Annotated in this window: 24 protein-coding genes; 16 read left to right on the forward strand and 8 right to left on the reverse strand. The window is 64.3% G+C overall.

The annotated features are described in order from the left end of the window. Nucleotides 1-23 precede the first annotated feature (23 nt). From JQ592_RS34130 to JQ592_RS34190, 13 genes are all read left to right on the forward strand, one after another. Complete coding sequence (locus JQ592_RS34130; protein ID WP_211407104.1) at nt 24-1,931, forward strand: M3 family oligoendopeptidase; 1,908 nt, start codon at nt 24-26, stop codon at nt 1,929-1,931. Nucleotides 1,932-2,025: 94 nt separating this feature from the next. Further along, nucleotides 2,026-2,250, forward strand: a complete 225-nt coding sequence (locus JQ592_RS34135) for an AbrB/MazE/SpoVT family DNA-binding domain-containing protein (RefSeq protein WP_027545558.1) — start codon at nt 2,026-2,028, stop codon at nt 2,248-2,250. An 11-nt stretch (nt 2,251-2,261) separates the two neighbouring features. After that, entirely contained in the window at nt 2,262-2,657 is a 396-nt protein-coding gene (locus tag JQ592_RS34140) for a type II toxin-antitoxin system death-on-curing family toxin (protein ID WP_211407105.1), read from the forward strand. 97 nt (nt 2,658-2,754) lie between these two features. After that, nucleotides 2,755-2,907 carry an aa3-type cytochrome c oxidase subunit IV gene (locus JQ592_RS34145; RefSeq protein WP_008136857.1) on the forward strand — a complete coding sequence of 51 codons (153 nt, stop codon included), beginning with the start codon at nt 2,755-2,757 and terminating at the stop codon, nt 2,905-2,907. Between the two features lie 137 nt (nt 2,908-3,044). Further along, nucleotides 3,045-4,172: a Re/Si-specific NAD(P)(+) transhydrogenase subunit alpha gene (locus JQ592_RS34150; protein ID WP_211407106.1), complete on the forward strand. Its 1,128-nt coding sequence runs from the start codon at nt 3,045-3,047 to the stop codon at nt 4,170-4,172. Nucleotides 4,173-4,183: 11 nt separating this feature from the next. Beyond that, nucleotides 4,184-4,501 (forward strand): proton-translocating transhydrogenase family protein, encoded by a 318-nt coding sequence (locus JQ592_RS34155; RefSeq protein ID WP_014492434.1) that lies wholly within the window; start codon nt 4,184-4,186, stop codon nt 4,499-4,501. A 39-nt stretch (nt 4,502-4,540) separates the two neighbouring features. Then, on the forward strand, nt 4,541-5,938 hold the full coding sequence (locus JQ592_RS34160; protein WP_211407107.1) for an NAD(P)(+) transhydrogenase (Re/Si-specific) subunit beta: 1,398 nt from the start codon (nt 4,541-4,543) through the stop codon (nt 5,936-5,938). Nucleotides 5,939-5,951: 13 nt separating this feature from the next. Continuing rightward, nucleotides 5,952-6,122 (forward strand): hypothetical protein, encoded by a 171-nt coding sequence (locus JQ592_RS34165; RefSeq protein WP_211407108.1) that lies wholly within the window; start codon nt 5,952-5,954, stop codon nt 6,120-6,122. A 28-nt stretch (nt 6,123-6,150) separates the two neighbouring features. Continuing rightward, nucleotides 6,151-6,948: an alpha/beta hydrolase gene (locus tag JQ592_RS34170; protein WP_211407161.1), complete on the forward strand. Its 798-nt coding sequence runs from the start codon at nt 6,151-6,153 to the stop codon at nt 6,946-6,948. Then, the gene (locus JQ592_RS34175; RefSeq protein ID WP_211407109.1) at nt 6,902-8,380 is read left to right on the forward strand and encodes a sodium:proton antiporter; all 1,479 of its coding nucleotides are present in this window, start codon (nt 6,902-6,904) and stop codon (nt 8,378-8,380) included. The genes JQ592_RS34170 and JQ592_RS34175 overlap by 47 nt, the downstream gene beginning before the upstream one ends. A gap of 49 nt (nt 8,381-8,429) precedes the next feature. Further along, on the forward strand, nt 8,430-9,527 hold the full coding sequence (locus tag JQ592_RS34180; protein ID WP_211407110.1) for a calcium:proton antiporter: 1,098 nt from the start codon (nt 8,430-8,432) through the stop codon (nt 9,525-9,527). A gap of 27 nt (nt 9,528-9,554) precedes the next feature. After that, nucleotides 9,555-9,839: a cupin domain-containing protein gene (locus tag JQ592_RS34185; RefSeq protein WP_211407111.1), complete on the forward strand. Its 285-nt coding sequence runs from the start codon at nt 9,555-9,557 to the stop codon at nt 9,837-9,839. 102 nt (nt 9,840-9,941) lie between these two features. Continuing rightward, on the forward strand, nt 9,942-10,832 hold the full coding sequence (locus JQ592_RS34190) for a hypothetical protein (RefSeq protein WP_211407112.1): 891 nt from the start codon (nt 9,942-9,944) through the stop codon (nt 10,830-10,832). Nucleotides 10,833-10,843: 11 nt separating this feature from the next. On the opposite strand, the gene JQ592_RS34195 is transcribed toward JQ592_RS34190, so the two are convergent. Both JQ592_RS34195 and rpsU read right to left on the reverse strand, forming a co-directional pair. Then, entirely contained in the window at nt 10,844-11,494 is a 651-nt protein-coding gene (locus JQ592_RS34195) for a tetratricopeptide repeat protein (protein ID WP_211407113.1), read from the reverse strand. Nucleotides 11,495-11,619: 125 nt separating this feature from the next. After that, complete coding sequence (gene rpsU, locus JQ592_RS34200; protein ID WP_027545547.1) at nt 11,620-11,916, reverse strand: 30S ribosomal protein S21; 297 nt, start codon at nt 11,914-11,916, stop codon at nt 11,620-11,622. A 258-nt stretch (nt 11,917-12,174) separates the two neighbouring features. On the opposite strand from rpsU, the gene aqpZ reads away from it, so the two are divergent. Then, complete coding sequence (aqpZ, locus tag JQ592_RS34205) at nt 12,175-12,897, forward strand: aquaporin Z (RefSeq protein WP_211407114.1); 723 nt, start codon at nt 12,175-12,177, stop codon at nt 12,895-12,897. Between the two features lie 51 nt (nt 12,898-12,948). Here the strand turns inward: aqpZ and JQ592_RS34210 are convergent, their stop codons facing one another. Both JQ592_RS34210 and purE read right to left on the reverse strand, forming a co-directional pair. Further along, nucleotides 12,949-14,055 carry a 5-(carboxyamino)imidazole ribonucleotide synthase gene (locus JQ592_RS34210; protein WP_211407115.1) on the reverse strand — a complete coding sequence of 369 codons (1,107 nt, stop codon included), beginning with the start codon at nt 14,053-14,055 and terminating at the stop codon, nt 12,949-12,951. Beyond that, nucleotides 14,052-14,540 carry a 5-(carboxyamino)imidazole ribonucleotide mutase gene (purE, locus tag JQ592_RS34215; RefSeq protein WP_211407116.1) on the reverse strand — a complete coding sequence of 163 codons (489 nt, stop codon included), beginning with the start codon at nt 14,538-14,540 and terminating at the stop codon, nt 14,052-14,054. Before purE ends, JQ592_RS34210 begins: the two co-directional genes overlap by 4 nt. A 142-nt stretch (nt 14,541-14,682) precedes the next feature. On the opposite strand from purE, the gene JQ592_RS34220 reads away from it, so the two are divergent. Continuing rightward, nucleotides 14,683-15,384, forward strand: a complete 702-nt coding sequence (locus JQ592_RS34220; RefSeq protein ID WP_211407117.1) for a GGDEF domain-containing protein — start codon at nt 14,683-14,685, stop codon at nt 15,382-15,384. Between the two features lie 2 nt (nt 15,385-15,386). Here JQ592_RS34220 and JQ592_RS34225 read toward each other — a convergent pair whose 3' ends face one another. The 3 genes from JQ592_RS34225 to JQ592_RS34235 all read right to left on the reverse strand — a co-directional run bounded on the left by JQ592_RS34225 (nt 15,387) and on the right by JQ592_RS34235 (nt 16,214). Further along, nucleotides 15,387-15,638: a hypothetical protein gene (locus JQ592_RS34225; RefSeq protein WP_018641549.1), complete on the reverse strand. Its 252-nt coding sequence runs from the start codon at nt 15,636-15,638 to the stop codon at nt 15,387-15,389. A 22-nt stretch (nt 15,639-15,660) separates the two neighbouring features. Then, nucleotides 15,661-15,879, reverse strand: a complete 219-nt coding sequence (locus JQ592_RS34230; RefSeq protein WP_211407118.1) for a hypothetical protein — start codon at nt 15,877-15,879, stop codon at nt 15,661-15,663. Nucleotides 15,880-16,007: 128 nt separating this feature from the next. Continuing rightward, on the reverse strand, nt 16,008-16,214 hold the full coding sequence (locus tag JQ592_RS34235) for a YdcH family protein (RefSeq protein WP_018641547.1): 207 nt from the start codon (nt 16,212-16,214) through the stop codon (nt 16,008-16,010). A 328-nt stretch (nt 16,215-16,542) separates the two neighbouring features. Here JQ592_RS34235 and JQ592_RS34240 point away from each other — a divergent pair, with 328 nt between their 5' ends. After that, nucleotides 16,543-16,722, forward strand: a complete 180-nt coding sequence (locus JQ592_RS34240) for a YdcH family protein (RefSeq protein ID WP_025034152.1) — start codon at nt 16,543-16,545, stop codon at nt 16,720-16,722. Nucleotides 16,723-16,834: 112 nt separating this feature from the next. On the opposite strand, the gene JQ592_RS34245 is transcribed toward JQ592_RS34240, so the two are convergent. Further along, the gene (locus tag JQ592_RS34245; protein WP_211407119.1) at nt 16,835-17,938 is read right to left on the reverse strand and encodes an NAD(P)/FAD-dependent oxidoreductase; all 1,104 of its coding nucleotides are present in this window, start codon (nt 17,936-17,938) and stop codon (nt 16,835-16,837) included. Between the last annotated feature and the right edge of the window lie 198 nt (nt 17,939-18,136).

The raw sequence follows: 18,136 nt of genomic DNA on the forward strand, positions 1-18,136 counted from the left end.
GTTGAACACAGGTTTCCCACACAATGAATTCGCGTTCCAAGCCCGCTCTCAAAAAGCCCGCTCTCCGCAAGCCTGCCACCAAGACATCCGCCGCCAAGAAATCCGCCGTCAAGGCAAAGCCCTCCAAAACTTCACTCGCAAAGCCCGCGAGCAAGACCGGCAAGCTCCCGGAGTGGAACCTCGCCGATCTCTATTCAGGGATCGATGCGCCCGAAGTGGCGCGCGATCTCGAAAAGATGGATGCCGATTGCGTCGCGTTCGAGACCGACTACAAGGGCAAGCTCGCGACAGGGACAGCAAACGAAGATGGCGGAAAATGGCTCGCCGAGGCCGTGCGACGCTATGAGGCTATCGACGATCTCGCCGGCCGTCTCGGCTCCTATGCCGGTCTCGTTCATGCCGGCGACAGCGTTGATCCCAAGATTTCAAAGTTTTACGGCGATGTGTCCGAACGCCTGACGGCGGCGTCCACGCACCTTCTGTTCTTCGCGCTCGAGCTCAACCGTATCGATGACGATATTTTGACCCGCGCGATGCAGGCTGTGGAGCTGGCGTATTACCGTCCGTGGATCGAGGATCTGCGCAAGGAGAAGCCGTACCAGCTCGACGACAAGCTCGAGCAACTCTTCCTGGAGAAGGCGCAGACCGGCTATTCCGCCTTCAACCGCCTGTTCGACCAGACCATCTCGGGTCTGCGCTTCAAGGTCGGTGCGAAAGAACTGGCAATCGAGCCGACGCTCAATTTCCTACAGGACCGCGACGGCGCCAAGCGCAAGGCGGCGGCCGAAGCGCTGGCAAAAACCTTCAAGGCCAATGAGCGCACCTTCGCGCTGATTACCAACACGCTCGCCAAGGACAAGGACATCTCCGACCGCTGGCGCGGTTTCAAGGATGTCGCGGATTCCCGCCATCTGAACAACCGTGTCGAGCGCGAGGTGGTGGATGCGCTGGTCGCCTCGGTCCGCGCCGCCTATCCGAAGCTGTCGCATCGCTATTACGCGCTGAAGGCGAAGTGGTTCGGCAAGAAGCGGCTGGCCTATTGGGATCGCAACGCGCCGCTGCCGTTTGCGGCGACCGACGTCATCGGCTGGCCCGATGCGCGCAACATGGTGCTGACGGCCTATCGGGGCTTCTCGCCCAAAATGGCCGACATCGCCGAGCGCTTCTTCACCGATCGCTGGATCGATGCGCCGGTGCGGCCGGGCAAGGTACCGGGCGCGTTCTCGCATCCGACCACGCCATCGGCGCACCCTTACGTGCTGATGAACTACCAGGGCAAGCCGCGCGACGTGATGACGCTCGCACACGAGCTCGGCCACGGCGTGCACCAGGTGCTGGCCGCGAAGAACGGCGCGCTGATGGCGCCGACGCCGCTGACGCTGGCGGAGACCGCGAGCGTGTTCGGCGAGATGCTCACCTTCAAGCGGCTCCTGGCCCAGACCAAAAACGCAAAACAGCGCCAGGCGCTGCTCGCCGGCAAGGTCGAGGACATGATCAACACCGTGGTGCGGCAGATCGCGTTCTATTCGTTCGAGCGCGCGGTCCACACCGAGCGCAAGAACGGCGAGCTCACCGCGACGCGGCTCGGCGAGATCTGGCTGTCGGTGCAGGGCGAGAGCCTGGGGCCCGCGATCGAGATCAAGGCGGGCTACGAGAACTACTGGATGTACATTCCGCACTTCATCCATTCGCCGTTCTACGTCTACGCCTATGCCTTCGGCGATTGCCTCGTGAACTCGCTCTATGCGGTCTACGAGAACGCGGCCGAAGGCTTTGCCGAGCGTTATCTCGACATGCTCGCCGCCGGTGGAACCAAGCACTATTCCGAGCTGCTGCGGCCGTTCGGGCTCGATGCCAAGGATCCCAAATTCTGGGACGGCGGTCTTTCGGTCATCGCGGGGATGATCGACGAGCTGGAGGCGATGGGCTGAGGCAGACAGGCGCCTTCTCGCGGCACGTAAAACATGTGTTGAACCAAGTCTCCGGCGATGTTATACATATGTATAACGTCCTGGAGCCAAGGTCATGAAAATTGAGATCAAGAAGATCGGCAATTCCGACGGACTGCTGCTGCCGCGCGAATTGATGCAGCGCCTCGATCTCAAGCGCGGGCAGCAACTGCACATCGTGGAATTGCCCGGCGGTGGCTTCCAAGCGCTGCCCTACGATCCCGACTTTGAGCGGACGATGGAAATCGCCGACGAGGTGATGGACAAATATCGCGATACGCTCGCCGCGCTTGCGAAATAGTTGGCCATACAATGAGCGATCCTCCGCAGCCGCTCTGGATCACTTACGAGCAGGCCGTCGCCATTCACAGTCGGCAACTCCGACGCTTCGGAGGTGCGCCTGGACTGCGTGACGACGGCATGTTGCGGTCGGCGCTCGATCGCCCGATCAATAAATGGCGCTACGAGCAGGCGCCGCTGGACGAGCTTGCCGCAGCCTATGCATTCGGGCTCGCGAAGAATCATGCTTTTGTCGATGGAAACAAGCGCATTGCCTTCATGGCGATGATGATCTTTCTGCACAAGAACGGCGTGGCGTTCAGTCCCGATCCGGCGGAAGCGACAACCATCATCCTCTCTCTCGCCGCCGGCGAAGTCAGCGAGCAGAGCCTCACGCGCTGGATCCGCGACAATTGGGATTCCAAATGACCCGATTTGCGGGAAAACCGCGTCTGCCTGCCGTTGCCCTGCCTGAAAGATTAAGGTATCCCAGCCCGAGAATTCGACTTTCGACTGGGGACAATCCATGGCTGACCATAGCGAAGTGGCGTACACCACTGCCGACGGCAACGACTACGTTGCCCACGAGCAGACCTATGAAGGCTTCATCAAGCTGGTGAAATACGGCACGGCCTCGGTCGCGCTCATCGTGATCCTGATGGCGATCTTCCTCACCTGATCCATCGCCTGCCGCACCGCCAGCGTCGTCGGTGCCCATAAAAATTGCATTCAAGCCGGTTCTAAAACCGGTATCCAACGTTGCGGGAGTAACGCTAAGTTCGCGTGCGCGCTTTTTCCCGCGCCGCCGGAGGGCCTATGAAGATTGCCGTTGCCAAGGAAATCGATCCGTCGGAGCCGCGCGTGGCCGCTTCGCCTGATACGGTGAAGAAGTTCAAGGCGCTGGGCGCCGAGATCGCCGTCGAGCCGGGCGCCGGCATCAAGTCGGGCCTGCCGGATTCCGAATTCACCGCCGTGGGTGCCACCGTCAGCGCCGATGCACTGAAGGACGCCGACATCATCATCAAGGTGAAGCGCCCCGAGGCCTCCGAGCTTCCGCAGTACAAGCGCGGCGCGCTCGTCATCGCCATCATGGATCCCTATGGCAACGAGGCCGCGCTGAAGACGATGGCCGATGCCGGTGTCGCCGCTTTCGCGATGGAACTGATGCCGCGCATCACCCGCGCGCAGGTGATGGACGTGCTGTCCTCGCAGGCCAACCTCGCCGGCTACCGCGCCGTGATCGAGGGCGCCGAGGCGTTCGGCCGCGCCTTCCCGATGATGATGACCGCGGCCGGCACCGTGCCTGCCGCCAAGGTGTTCGTGATGGGCGTCGGCGTTGCCGGCCTCCAGGCGATCGCGACCGCGCGCCGTCTCGGCGCGGTGGTCACCGCGACCGACGTCCGGCCGGCGACGAAGGAGCAGGTGGAATCGCTCGGTGCGAAATTCCTCGCCGTGGAGGACGAGGAGTTCAAGAACGCGCAGACCGCCGGCGGCTACGCCAAGGAAATGTCCAGGGAATACCAGGCCAAGCAGGCTGCGCTCACCGCCGAGCACATCAAGAAGCAGGACATCGTGATCACCACGGCGCTGATCCCGGGCCGGCCGGCGCCCAAGCTCGTGTCCAGCGAGATGGTCAAGTCGATGAAGCCCGGTTCGGTGCTGGTCGATCTCGCCGTCGAGCGCGGCGGCAATGTCGAAGGCGCCAAGGCCGGTGAGGTCGTCGACCTCGATGGCATCAAGATCGTCGGCTACACCAACGTCGCCGGCCGCGTCGCGGCTTCGGCCTCCAGCCTCTATGCGCGCAATCTGTTCTCCTTCATCGAGACCATGGTCGACAAGAAGGAGAAGAAGCTCGCCGTGAACTGGGACGACGAGCTGGTCAAGGCCACGGCGCTGACCAAGGACGGCGCCGTCATTCACCCGAACTTCCAGCCGAAGGTTTAAGGAGAGCCGCCATGGAGCATGCTGCACAGGTCGTCGACCCCTTCATCTTCCGGCTGTCGATCTTCGTTCTCGCCGTCTTCGTCGGCTATTTCGTGGTGTGGTCGGTGACGCCCGCGCTGCACACGCCGCTGATGAGCGTGACCAACGCGATCTCCTCGGTGATCGTGGTCGGCGCGCTGCTTGCCGGCGGCGTCGCCAATGTTTCGAGCGGCTCGGGCTGGGCGCGCGCCTTCGGCTTCGTTGCGCTGATCTTTGCCTGCATCAACATCTTCGGCGGCTTCCTTGTCACCCAGCGCATGCTGGCGATGTACAAGAAGAAGTCGAAGTAAGCGGCCACCTCGGGCTGATGGGATCAATGGGGACCTGAGATGAGCGCCAACCTCTCTGCATTTCTGTATCTCGTGGCGGGAGTGCTGTTCATCCTGTCGCTGCGCGGGTTGTCGAGCCCGGCTTCGTCGCGCCAGGGCAATCTGTTCGGCATGATCGGCATGGCGATCGCGGTCGCCACCACGCTTGCCAACCATCCGCCGGCAGACGGTCTCGCCTGGGTGCTGGTGATCGTCGGCATCGCGATCGGCGCCGCGATCGGCGCGGTGATTGCGCGGCGCGTGCCGATGACGTCGATGCCGGAGCTCGTCGCGGCCTTCCACTCGCTGGTCGGCATGGCCGCGGTGCTGGTCGCCGCCGGCGCATTCTACGCGCCCGAGGCCTTCGACATCGGCACCCCCGGCAACATCCATCCGCAGAGCCTGGTCGAGATGTCGCTCGGCGTCGCCATCGGCGCGCTGACCTTCACCGGCTCGGTGATCGCGTTCCTGAAGCTGTCCGCGCGCATGAGCGGCGCTCCGATCATCCTGCCGTTCCGCCACGTCATCAACATCGTGCTCGCCGTTCTGCTCGTCGTCTTCATCGTCGGGCTGGTGATGAGCGGCAGTGCGCTCGACTTCTGGCTGATCGTTATCCTTGCGCTGGCGCTCGGCGTGCTCATGATCATCCCGATCGGCGGCGCCGACATGCCGGTCGTGATCTCGATGCTGAACTCCTATTCGGGGTGGGCCGCGGCCGGCATCGGCTTCACGCTGGGCAATTCCGCGCTGATCATCACCGGCGCGCTGGTCGGCTCCTCGGGCGCGATCCTGTCCTACATCATGTGCCACGCGATGAACCGGTCGTTCATCTCGGTCATCCTCGGCGGCTTCGGCGGCGAGACCGCTGCGGCCGGCGGGGCTACAGGCGAGCAGAAGCCCGCCAAGCTGGGCTCCGCGGACGATGCCGCCTTCATCATGAAGAACGCCTCCAAGGTCATCATCGTGCCCGGCTACGGCATGGCGGTGGCGCAGGCCCAGCACGCGCTGCGCGAGATGGCCGACATCCTGAAGAAGGAAGGCGTCGAGGTGAAATACGCCATTCACCCGGTCGCGGGCCGCATGCCCGGCCACATGAACGTGCTGCTCGCCGAAGCCAACGTGCCCTATGACGAGGTGTTCGAGCTCGAGGACATCAACTCCGAATTCGCGCAGGCCGACATCGCCTTCGTGATCGGCGCCAACGACGTCACCAACCCGGCTGCCGAAGAGGACAAGTCCTCGCCGATCTACGGCATGCCGGTGCTCCAGGTCTGGAAGGCCGGCACGGTGATGTTCATCAAGCGCTCGCTGGCGTCGGGTTATGCCGGCATCGACAATCCGCTGTTCTACCGGGACAACACCATGATGCTGCTCGGCGACGCCAAGAAGGTCACCGAGAACATCGTCAAGGCGATGTAACGCGGGAGGGACCGTGGCCATCAACAAGGATTGGCACCGGTCCCATCGCATGCCGCCCAAGGCGACGCGCGAGCAGCGCATCGCCTGGCACGCCGCCCACAAGGCGGCGTGCGGCTGTCGCGACGTTCCGGCAAGTCTCCGGCCTGACGTCATGAAATTGCTGCGGAGCCGTCGCAAGCCCTAGTCTGGATTGGGGGACGGCCGCGCACATGATGACCATCGTCAAATGGATCGCCATCCTGCTCGTGACCGTCTACTGCGTCGGTCTCGTCGTGCTGTATGTCCGCCAGCGCGAGATGCTGTTTCCGATCCCGCCCGTCGGCCGCACCGCACCCGATGCCGCAGGCATTCCCGAGGCGGAAGAGCATGTCCTGACCACGTCCGATGGCGAGACGGTCATCGTCTGGCACGTACCGGCCAAGCCCGGCCGTCCCGTGGTCTTGTTCTTTCCGGGCAACGGCGATTTCCTCGCCGGTCGCGTCGATCGCTTCAGGGCGATGACGGCCGACGGCACTGGCCTCGTCGCGCTGTCCTATCGCGGCTATGCTGGCTCCAGCGGAGCGCCGAGCGAACAGGGGCTGCTGCGCGATGCCGCGGCCGCCTACGCCTTCACCACCGCCCGCTATGCCGCGGACCGAATCGTCGCCTGGGGCTTTTCGCTGGGGACGGGCGTCGCGGTTGCCATCGCCTCCGAACATCCCGTCGGCAAATTGATTCTGGAGGCGCCGTACACCTCGACGGTCGATGTTGCTGCCGCGGCGTTCCGCTTCGTTCCGGTCCGCCTCCTGATGCGCGATCAGTTTCGCTCCGACGAGCGGATCGCGCGCGTCACGGTGCCGCTCTTGGTGATGCATGGCACCAATGACCTTGCCATTTCGATCATGTTCGGAGAGCGTCTGTTCGCGCTCGCGCATGAACCGAAGCAGTTCGTTCGCTTTGCGGGCGGCGGACACGACAATCTCGATGCGTTCGGCGCGATCGAGACAGCGAGGCGCTTCATTGCTTCCTAGACGGTTTGCGACCTGGCGGGGCTGCGTGGTCATCGCCGTGCCCCTCGCACTGTTGCCGCAGTCCGCATGGGCGGCGTCGGGGATCGACGGTGCGGCGATGCGCTGGCCCTATGCGCTGCCCTTTGCCGGCCTGTTGCTGTCGATCGCGCTCGGGCCGCTGCTGTTCGCGAAATTCTGGCACCATCACTACGGCAAGATCGCCGCGGCGTGGTCGCTGCTGGCGCTCGGCGCGCTCGTGCTCTTCGCAGGGAGCATGGCGACGCTGGCGGCGCTGGTCCACGCCATGCTCGCCGAATATCTCGGCTTCATCGTGTTGCTGTTCTCGCTCTATGTCGTGGCCGGCGGCATTCTCATCACGGGCGACATCAAGGGTACGCCCGTGACCAATGCCGGCATCCTCGCGCTCGGCACATTGGGGGCGAGCATCGTCGGCACCACCGGGGCCGCGATGATCCTGATCCGCCCCTTGATCCGCGCCAACCGGCCGCGGCGCCGCAACGCTCATGTCGTCATCTTCTTCATCATCCTGGTCGCCAATGTCGGCGGCGCGCTGAGCCCGCTCGGCGATCCCCCGCTGTTCGTCGGCTTCCTGCACGGCGTCGACTTCTTCTGGACCACGCGGAACATCTGGCTGCAGACGGTGATCGTTGCCGGACTGCTGCTCGTCATCTTCGTCGCCGTCGACGTCTGGCGTTTCAGGAGCGAGCCGCCGCTCGGCGACGCGGGTCCTGGGAAGCCGGTGCGGATCCGCGGCCTCGTCAATCTGGTGCTGATTGCGGCCATCGTCGCCAGCCTGCTGGTGTCGGCGATGTGGAAGCCCGGCATCGCCTTCGACGTTCTCGGAACGAAGCTGGAGCTGGAGGACCTCGCCCGCAACGTGGCGCTGCTGGCGATTGCGGCGCTGTCGGTCTGGCTGACGCCGGACGAGCACAGGCAGGCCAACGGCTTCACCTGGGAGCCGATCCGCGAGGTCGCAAAGCTGTTCGCGGGCATCTTCGTCGCCATCATTCCGGTCATTGCCATGCTCAATGCCGGACATCACGGCGCCTTCGCCTGGCTGCTGTCGGCCGTGACGGCGCCGGACGGCGCGCCGCGCGAGGTCGCCTATTTCTGGTCCACCGGCCTGATGTCGGCGTTCCTCGACAATGCGCCGACCTATCTGTTGTTCTTCGAGCTGGCCGGTGGGGACCCGCAAGTGCTGATGCATGTCCTGCCGGGCACGCTCGCCTCCATCTCCATGGGCGCGGTCTATATGGGCGCGCTCACCTATATCGGCAATGCGCCGAACTTCATGGTCAGCAGCATCGCCAGCGAGAACGGCATCGAGATGCCGAGCTTCTTCGGCTATCTGCTGCGCGCCGGCGCCGTGCTGATCCCGTTATTCCTGCTGCTGACCTTGCTGCCGATCGCGCCGATCCTGCACTGGCATTGAATCTCGCGCCTGATTTGATACTGCTCACTCGAGCACATGGAAGCGGTTGATGAGCGCGCATAGTCCGATGCCCCGGTCGGCCTGGATCTTTCCGGCGCTGGCCGTACTGTTGTTCGTGGCCGTCAGCGTGACGGATTACGTCTTCACGCTGTCGCTGGCCGGGCTCGTCTTCGCCATCGTCCTTCTGGTCATCCTGTTCGGCACGGTGTTCGCCGCCGTTCATCATGCCGAAGTGATCGCCGAACGGGTCGGCGAGCCCTATGGCACGCTGGTGCTGACGCTCTCGGTGACCATCATCGAGGTGGCGCTGATCACCACGATCATGCTGGGCGACAAGCCGGCGCCGGAACTGGCACGCGACACGGTGTTCGCGGTGGTGATGATCGTCTGCAACGGCCTCGTCGGGCTCTGCATCTTCATCGGCGGCCTGCGCTATCGCGAGCAGGGCTTTCAGCTTTCCGGCGCCAACGTCTATCTCAGCGTCCTGTTCGCGCTCGCGACCATCACGCTGATCATGCCGAACTACACGACCACCACGCCGGGACCGGTCTATTCGACCGTTCAGCTCGGCTTCGTCGATGTGGTCACGCTCGCCCTTTACGCGGTGTTCCTCTACACCCAGACCGTCCTGCACAAGGATTACTTCGTCCATGGGCGGGCGGAGGGCGAGGGCGGGGAAATGCACCTGTCGGCCGGAGCGCTCGCGCTCACCGTGACGCTGCTCCTGGTCTCGCTGCTGGCGGTCGTGCTGCTGGCCAAGAAATTCTCGCTGGTGGTCGATGCCGTGGGCGCCAGGATCGGCGCGCCACCGGCTTTCGCCGGCCTTCTGGTCGCGCTGCTGATCCTGATGCCGGAGGGTGTCGCGGCCATTGCGGCCGCCCGCAAGAACGATCTCCAGAAGAGCATCAATCTCGCCCTCGGCTCGTCCCTGGCGACCATCGGCCTGACCATCCCCGCCGTCGGCGTCGCCACCTACGCGCTCGACAAGGAGCTCGAGCTCGGCCTCAGCGCCCAGGGCAGCGTCCTTTTGCTGCTGACCTTCTTCCTGAGCATGCTGACCTTCGGCACAGGCAGGACCAATGTCCTGTTCGGCCTGGTCCATATGGTGGTATTTGCCGTCTACGTGTTCATGGTTTTCGTGCCCTGAAGCGCTACGTCCCAGGAGAGGTTCCCGATGCTTGCCGCCAAGTCCGAGGTCCAGATCGACAACGAAGAGGTCCGGGTGACCGAATGGCGGCTCGCCCCGGGCAGCGCGACCGGGCACCACACCCATGGGATGGACTATGTGATTGTTCCCGTCGTCGCCGGCGAAATGACCATCGTGGCGCCCAATGGCGAGCGGTCCAAGGCGCAGCTTGCCGCCGGGAAATCCTACTTCCGCAAGGCCGGCGTCCAACACGACGTACTTAACGAAACCTCAACTGAGATCGTGTTCCTTGAGATCGAGCTGAAGGCGTAAGTCCGGGGTCCGGCGTTACCCTTTGCCATCGATCCGTCGCAGTTGATCCCTTACAATTGCCCCAAAGTTCCCGCATCTGGTCGCGCGGGGAGTGGCCGAGAAATGCTGAAATACCTCGCTAAAATCTCGATGGATATTTTCCCCTCGGTGCTCGCGACGATCATCGGGGCCTACATCGTTAACCACTACATCAACGCCAAGCCGGCGGCCGACACCCCTGCGGCGGTCGTTGCGCCTGCCGAGGCCGGCAAGGACGCCAAGCCGACGAACACCGCCAACCTTCCCGCGCCCGGCGTCAAGGCCAAGGGCGTCTCCGAGAAGAGCGTTTCCGAGAAGAGTGCGACGGACAAGGCTGCGGCCGAGAAGCCTGCCGACAAGCCAGAGACCAAGGCTGCGGACACAGCTCCCGCCGACACCGCCTCGCACGGCCGCCCCCCGGTGCGCGAGAAGGCAGCCGCGAAGTCGGCCCCGGCAGCCACCGCTCCGGTGGTGGAGGCTAATTCCGCGCCGGCCGCTGCGTCCCCGGCTGCCACCCCTGACGCCAACGATCTGGCGCGGGCCGCCATCGAGCGTCTTCGCAAGTCGCCTGAGGGCAAAGCTGCCGAAGCCAAAGCTGCCGAACCCAGGCCGGTCGAGCGGACCCCCGAGCCCGCGGCCGCCCGTGTCCCCGAGGCCCCGCGTGTCGTCACGACGGAGCCGTCCGCGGTCCGTCCGTTGCCGCCGCCGATCACGGTGTCCACGCCCTCACCCGAGGCGTATGGCAATGCCGGCTCGCCGCCGTCCTACACGGCCTCGGTCGGCAACGACGATCCGAATCGGATTACGCCGCCGGCTGACATTCCCGTGCCGGTGATCGCGCCGCCGCTCGACCTGCGTGCCGATGCCGGTGGGGCCATGCCTCGGCCGAAGAAGACCAACGTCGCGGACGAGATGCTGTCGGGCATGAAGTCGATGTTCCACTCCGTCCTGCCGAAAAGCTCCACCCCCGACTAAGAGGGCGCCTGTCAGCCGCCGACGCGGGCGAGGCCGCTGCGGGCGGCATCGTCGCGTGGACGCAGGGCAACCGCCTTGTTGTAGGACGCCGCCGCCTTGGCCCTGTCGCCGAGCCGCTCATAGGCCTGTCCGCGCGCGGTCCAGACCTGGGCATTGTGCGGATCGGCCTCGGAGGCTTCATCCAGGTCGGCCGCCGCTTCCTTGACCTTGCCGAGCGCGAGATAGCTGGTGGCGCGGCCGAGCAGCGGCTCGGCCTTCTGCGGGTTGAGCCCGCTCGCCGCGCTGAAATCGGCGACGGCGAAATCGTGCTGGTTATTGCCCTGGTAGATGAGCGCGCGGCCGTAGAGCGCCTGCGCATTGTAGGGATCGAGCCCGACGGCGCGATTGAACTCGTCGAGCGCGGCCGCCGTCTCGCCTGACTTGGCGAGAGACTGGGCCTTTGCGGTGTGGGCCTGGGCTTCGGTGACGTTGCCGGCGCTGACCGCGCTCTCGGCAGTCGCCGCCGCCTTCGGTGCCTCCTGCGGCTTCTCCTTCTCCGGCATCAGCGATCCCAGGTCGAAGGAGCAGCCGCACAGCGCGATTCCCATCAAAGTCAGCGCGAGCGGCTGGCGCCAGATCGCGCGTCGTCGCGCCAAGCGGCGCTCGGGGAGAGGGGAGGCCATCTACGGTTCGCTCGCGCTGGTTCCGCATCGGTAGTGCCCCGTCCCAGAAAGGCACCGCTACAAAACAATAACGCGGGCTCTGGGCCCGCGTCATCGAAAACTGAAGTCTGGTAAATCCGGAAAGATCAGCGCGGACCGCGCGGACCTGCACCCGGGCCGCCACGACCACCACGCTCGCCACCGGGGCCGGCGCCGAACACCGGCTTCGGCTTCATCGGCAGCAGGCCTTCGCGCTGCAGCTTCTTGCGGGCCAGCTTGCGCGCGCGGCGCACGGCCTCGGCCTTTTCGCGGGCCTTCTTCTCGGAGGGCTTTTCATAATGACCGCGGAGCTTCATCTCGCGGAAAATCCCCTCGCGCTGCATCTTCTTCTTCAGCGCCTTGAGGGCTTGATCGACATTGTTATCGCGAACGAGAACCTGCACGCGGCATCCTCTTCAGTGGATCGGATTTGAATTCTGGTAAGTCAAAGGGGATGGCAAAAAGCCCGGCGCCCTTAACCTTGAGCGCGCGGATGTATCAGACAAAACCCGGGATGTCCACCGGCGAAGCGGGTTTTCGGGCCAAGTTCGGCCATTAAATGCGGCGAAAATACCTTTGTGCGGCCCCGATTTGGGCGGTTTGACGCCCGGGGCGGGGCGACCGGAGCTTTGTTCCGGAATCTTTGAAATGAGGGGACGACAATGGATATGAAAAAATATGCTGCCGAGGCTATCGGCACCTTCTGGCTCACATTCGCAGGTTGTGGCAGCGCGGTGATCGCGGCCGGCTTCCCGCAGGTCGGAATCGGTCTGGTCGGCGTGTCCCTGGCTTTCGGCTTGAGCGTCGTCACGATGGCCTACGCGATCGGCCACATCTCGGGCTGTCATCTCAATCCGGCTGTCACGGTCGGTCTTGCCGCCGGCGGGCGCTTTCCGGCCGGCCAGATCCTGCCTTACGTGGTCGCGCAGGTGGCCGGCGCGATCGTGGCCGCCTGGCTGCTCTATGTCATCGCGAGCGGAGCTCCCGGCTTCGACGTCACCAAGGGCTTCGCGTCCAACGGCTATGACGCGCATTCGCCCGGTCAGTACAGCATGATGGTCTGCTTCCTCACCGAGGTGGTGATGACCATGATGTTCCTGTTCATCATCATGGGCGCGACCCATGGCCGCGCGCCTGCGGGCTTCGCGCCGCTCGCGATCGGGCTCGCGCTGGTGATGATCCATCTCGTCAGCATTCCCGTCACCAACACGTCGGTGAACCCGGCGCGCAGCACGGGCCCCGCGCTGTTCGTCGGCGGCTGGGCGCTGTCGCAGCTCTGGATGTTCTGGGTTGCGCCGCTGATCGGCGGTGCGCTCGGCGGGGTGATCTATCGCTGGCTCAGCGAGGAGCCCACCGGCGTCGTCGCGGGCGTGAAGACGGCGTGATTGAAGTGAGGGGATTGCAGCCTCTGCTGCAGTCCCCTCACTTGCCTTGGTTCACTTGCCTTTGGGCGGCCTGACTTCGGTGACGTGGCCCATCTTGCGGCCGGGGCGCGGCGTGCCCTTGCCGTAGATGTGCACGGTCGCGCCCGGGACGGTCAGCCACTTGTCGTAGTCGTTGATCTCGTCGCCGATCAGATTGGTCATGGTGACGATCTCGCCGTGGCGCACCGGCTTGCCGAGCGACCAGCCGGCAATGGCGCGGATGTGCTGCTCGAACTGCGAGACGGAGGCGCCATCCAGCGTCCAGTGCCCGGAATTGTGCACGCGTGGTGCGATCTCGTTGACCAGCACTTTCGGTCCGGTGCCGTTGGCAAGCACGAACATCTCCACCGCCAGCACGCCGACATAGTCGAGCGCAGTCGCAATCTTGCTCGCGACATTGCGCGCTTCGTCCGCGAGCGCGTCCGGGATCGGTGCGGGCGCGCGCGATACTTTCAGGATGTGGTCGCGATGCTCGTTCTCGGTCACGTCGAAACACTCGACGTCGCCTGCGACTGAGCGCGCGGCGATCACCGAGATCTCGCGCTCGAACGGCACGAAGGCCTCCAGGATTGCCGATTTGGTGGCGAGGCTGGTCCACACCTTGGCGATGTCGTCGCCGTCGCGGATGATGGTCTGGCCCTTGCCGTCGTAGCCGAAGCGGCGGGTCTTCAGCACCGCCGGGAGGCCGATCCTCAGGATCGCCTCGCGCAGCGAGGTGACGGAGGTGACGTCAGCATAGGCCGCAGTGCCGATGCCGAGCTTCGTCACGAAATCCTTCTCGGCGAGCCGGTCCTGGGTGGTCTCGAGGATCTTGCGATTGGGCAGCACCGGGCGGCGCGCGTCCAGCACCATCGCGGCGGCCGCCGGCACGTTCTCGAATTCGTAGGTGATGACGTCGACGTCGCTCGCGAACAGCTCCAGCGCTTCGACGTCGGCATATTCGGCGCAGGTCGCGTTCAGCACGACGTCGAAGGCCGGCGAATCCGGATCGGGCGAGAACACCTGGCAGCGCAGGCCGAGCCGCGCCGCAGCCATCGCCAGCATCCGCCCCAATTGTCCGCCGCCGAGAATTCCGATGGTGTCGCCGGGCTTCAGCTTCACCTGCTTTGCGTCAGTCACGCCTTGTCCTCCGGACGCTCGGCAACCGCGTCGGTCTGCGCCTTGCGCCAGGCGGCGAGGCGGCCGGACAGGGCCGGGTCGGACAATGCCAGCACGGCAGCCGCAAGCAGCGCCGCGTTGATCGCGCCGGCCTTGCCGATGGCGAGGGTGCCGACCGGGATGCCCGCGGGCATCTGCACGATCGAATAGAGCGAATCGAGGCCCTTGAGCGTCTTCGATTCGACGGGAACGCCGAACACCGGGAGTTCCGTCAGCGCCGCCGCCATGCCCGGCAGATGCGCAGCGCCGCCGGCGCCGGCGATGATGACCTTGTAACCTGCCGCCTTGGCGCCCTTGGCGAAGGCAAACAGCCGGTCGGGGGTACGGTGGGCCGAAACGATGCGGGTCTCGGCGGCGACGCCGAGCGCGTCGAGCGTCTCGGCGGCATGCCGCATCGTGTCCCAATCCGACTGGCTTCCCATGATGATGGCGATCGGCGCGGTCATGACGTCAATTGTGCTCGGGAAAACAGAAACATAGGCCAGATTAACGGTTCCGGCCGGCGGCTCGCAAGGCGGTGGCAAGGAGAAGGGAATGCACTATCCTGTCTTGGTGAATCCCCGCAAGCCTTCATTGAGCAGGATGCCCATGAAGAAACCAAAAAGGGCGAGCGCTACGAAGGCCAAAAAGGGCCGGAAGACCAGCGCCGGCCCATCCAAAGCCGTCTCGAATCGCCCGGCCAGGCTGGCCTCGCGCAGAGCGCCGGTTGCCGGCGACAGCAAGGCGACCATCCGCGGCCTGCGTAGCAAGCTCAAGGCGGCCCTGCTGCGGGTCTCGGAACTCGAGGCGGCCGCCGACACCGACTTCCTGCTCGAGATTCCGAACCGGCGCGGCTTCGAGCGCGAACTCACGCGCGCCATTGCCTACATGAAGCGGTATCGCGCCAGCGGCGCGCTGATCGTGCTGGATGTCGACCGGCTGAAGCCGATCAACGATTCCTTCGGCCATGCTGCCGGCGACGAGGTGCTCAAGGCGATTGTCGCGACGCTGACACGGCAGGTCCGCGCCTCGGACGTGGTCGGCCGGCTCGGCGGCGACGAGTTCGCGCTGCTGTTGTGGAATCTCAACGAGACCGATGCCAAGGCGAAGGCCGCGACCTTCGAGCAGGCGATCGACGAATTGTCCTTCGACTTCCGCGGCCAGCAGGTCACTGCGGGCGCCTCCGCCGGCATCGCCTTGCTCGGTCCGCATTCCGACGCAGGCCGCGCCCTGGAAGAGGCCGATGCCGCCATGTATGTGCGCAAGGCGCGCCGCCGGCACGAGCCGCGGATCAGGCTCGTCAGTAACTGATCCTATAGCGTGGCGAGATCTTCCGGGACGTTGCCGAATTTGCGCAGCAGTGTCGCGTCGCCGAATTCGCCGGTCATGGGATCGCCGCTGCGGCTGAAGGCGACCGCGCCGATATGGCCGGCGCCGCGCGCCAGAATCTCGGCGCGCCGTAGTGCTGCCGACGAGGACTGACACTCCTCCGCCGCGCCTGCGACGGGAGATCCGTCGGCATCGATCAAGAAAGGCATTGCAACGTAGTAGGTCACATCCGACATGGCGTTGCTCCAATGTTGAAAGTTAAGCGGCGCTGCTCTTGCTCCGCACCTTGCTGCGCGTGATTTCGGGAATGCAGCCGGCGGAAATCGCCGCCTGCAATTCCTCCAGTTCCGCCTCCAGATACTCGTTGGCCATGATCAGTGCCTTGATGGTACTGCGCAGATTGCCGTCGCACATCGCGATCGCCTGATCGCAGGCCTGTTCATAGTGGCTGTTGTCCAAAAGGGCGGGTGCCGGCATCTGCGTTGTCCTTTGTGAGTTTCCTTGGGCGTTTCCTGGGGCGTCTGGCGCAGGAATGTTCCTATTTTGTTCTTTTTGAGTCAAGCGGATTCAGACGCGGGGAGGCGTCACGGCAGCGCGGGGGCCGATCAGGCGATGATGTCGGGCGTGATCTGGTCTTCGATGAACGCGATGCGGTCGCGCAACAACAGCTTGCGCTTCTTCAACCGCTGCAGCCGCAATAGGTCGGGGGCAGGCGATTGATGCAGGGCATCGATCGCGGCATCGAGATCTCGGTGTTCCTGCTGCAACCGGGTGAGCTCGGCTTCGAGCTCACGCTCGTCTTCATGGGTCATGTCTGCGGTGGCCGAAAACCGAAAGGCGTGTGATCTGGGCTGTGGATGCCCTGTGGAAATTATCGTCCTTGCGCGTCGTGACCGCAAGCGATCTCGGGCCGTCGCTCACCGATCTCTCGCAAGATATTTCAACGGTTCGCTGCGGCGCTGCGCAAGCGCATTGATATCATGGATTTTTCCCGCGAGGTTCCGTACTCACGCTTCATTACATATGTATTTTCAAAAATGACGCTGCGGCGACGGATACCCATCGACAGAACGAATCGGTGATGTAGACTTCGCCGTCCGGATCGAATCCTGAGGTTCAACCCTACCGAGGAGGTTTCGAATGACAATTCAGGCACATCTTGTTGAATTGGAGCGGAAACACAAACTTCTCGAAAACGAATTGCACGAAGCTCTCGTGCACCTTTCAACAGACGACCTGCAAATTGTTGAGTTGAAGCGCCGGAAGTTGATGGTCAAGGACCAGATCGAGCGTCTGAAGCAAGGCGATACGCTCCACTAGTAACCCCCGTAACAGTGTTGAGTTGATCGTACCTTTCAGGCAGGGATGAGAGCCTTTGCGCTCATCCCTGCTGCAAGGTGCGAGACCGCGCGCAATCATCGTTGCGCGTGGCCTAGATCTCTGCGAGCTCGGCGACGTGATCGGCGATCGCGAGCGAGGATGTCAGTCCCGGCGATTCGATGCCGAACAGGTTGATCAGACCTGCGACGCCGTGATCGCGCGGCCCCTGCATCAGGAAATCCTGCGTGGCCACCGCCGGCGGCACGATCTTCGGGCGGATGCCCGAATAGCTCGGCATCAACGCGCCGTCGGGCAGCGTCGGCCAGTATTTGCGGATGGCCGGATAAAAGCGTTCGGCGCGCGACGGATCGACCTCGTAGTTGATCGTCTCGATCCACTCGACGTCGGGCCCGAAACGCGCCTGCCCTGCCATATCCAGCGTCAAATGCACCCCTAATCCGCCGGGCTCGGGGACCGGATAGATCAGGTGCGAGAACGGCGCCCTGGCGCTGCAGCTGAAGTAGTTTCCCTTGGCGAGATAGGCCGGCGGAATCCGGTCCAGCGGCATGCCCTCGATATTGCGCGCGACCGTCGTCGCCGAGAGACCCGCGGCGTTGACGAGGAGGCTGCATTGCAGCGTCATCGGCGCCTCGCCACCAGCCTCGACCTCGATCACGCCGGCCGCCGCCTTGGCGCGGAGCAGCGGGGTGTGAAACGCGAAGGCGGTGCCTGCTTCCTCGGCCTCGCCGCGCAGCGAGAGCATGTAGGCGTGGCTGTCGATGATGCCGGTCGAGGGTGAGAGCAGCGCGGCGTCACAGGCGAGGGCAGGCTCCAGCGCGCGTGCGGCCTCGCCCGTGAGCAGCTGCATGTCGAGCACGCCATTGGCCTCGGCGTGCGCCTTGATCGATTGCAGCTTCTCGGTCTCTTTCGCATTGGTCGCGACGATCAGCTTGCCGCAATTCATGTGGGGGATGCCGCGCTCGGCGCAGTAGCGATAGAGCGCGTGCTTGCCGCTGACGCACATCCGCGCCATCCAGCTCCCGGCGCGGTAGTAGATGCCGGCATGGATCACCTCGCTGTTGCGCGAGGAGGTGATGGTGCCGATGGCCTCGGCCTCCTCGAGCACGATCACCTCGCGCCCGGCCTGCGCGAGCTTCCGAGCCACCGCAAGCCCGACCACGCCGGCTCCGATGACGATGCAGTCGACCTTATCCATGGTTGTGCAGGATGTCCGCTGGAAGCGCCGGTGGCATCGAACCTGGGAACGAGGGCGCGGGGCCGTTTTCCGTTAAGGAAGCATTTATCATGTCAGGGCAATTGCCGTGTTTGGCGTCACATTTTTCTGTTGCGCGTACAGGCGTTTACCCGATCCAAACCCGCGAGGCCAGACAATCCGACGTTGAAATCGCGGGTG

Origin of the sequence: Bradyrhizobium iriomotense (genome assembly GCF_018129405.1) — a bacterium.
Taxonomy (GTDB): Bacteria; Pseudomonadota; Alphaproteobacteria; order Rhizobiales; family Xanthobacteraceae; genus Bradyrhizobium; species Bradyrhizobium iriomotense_B.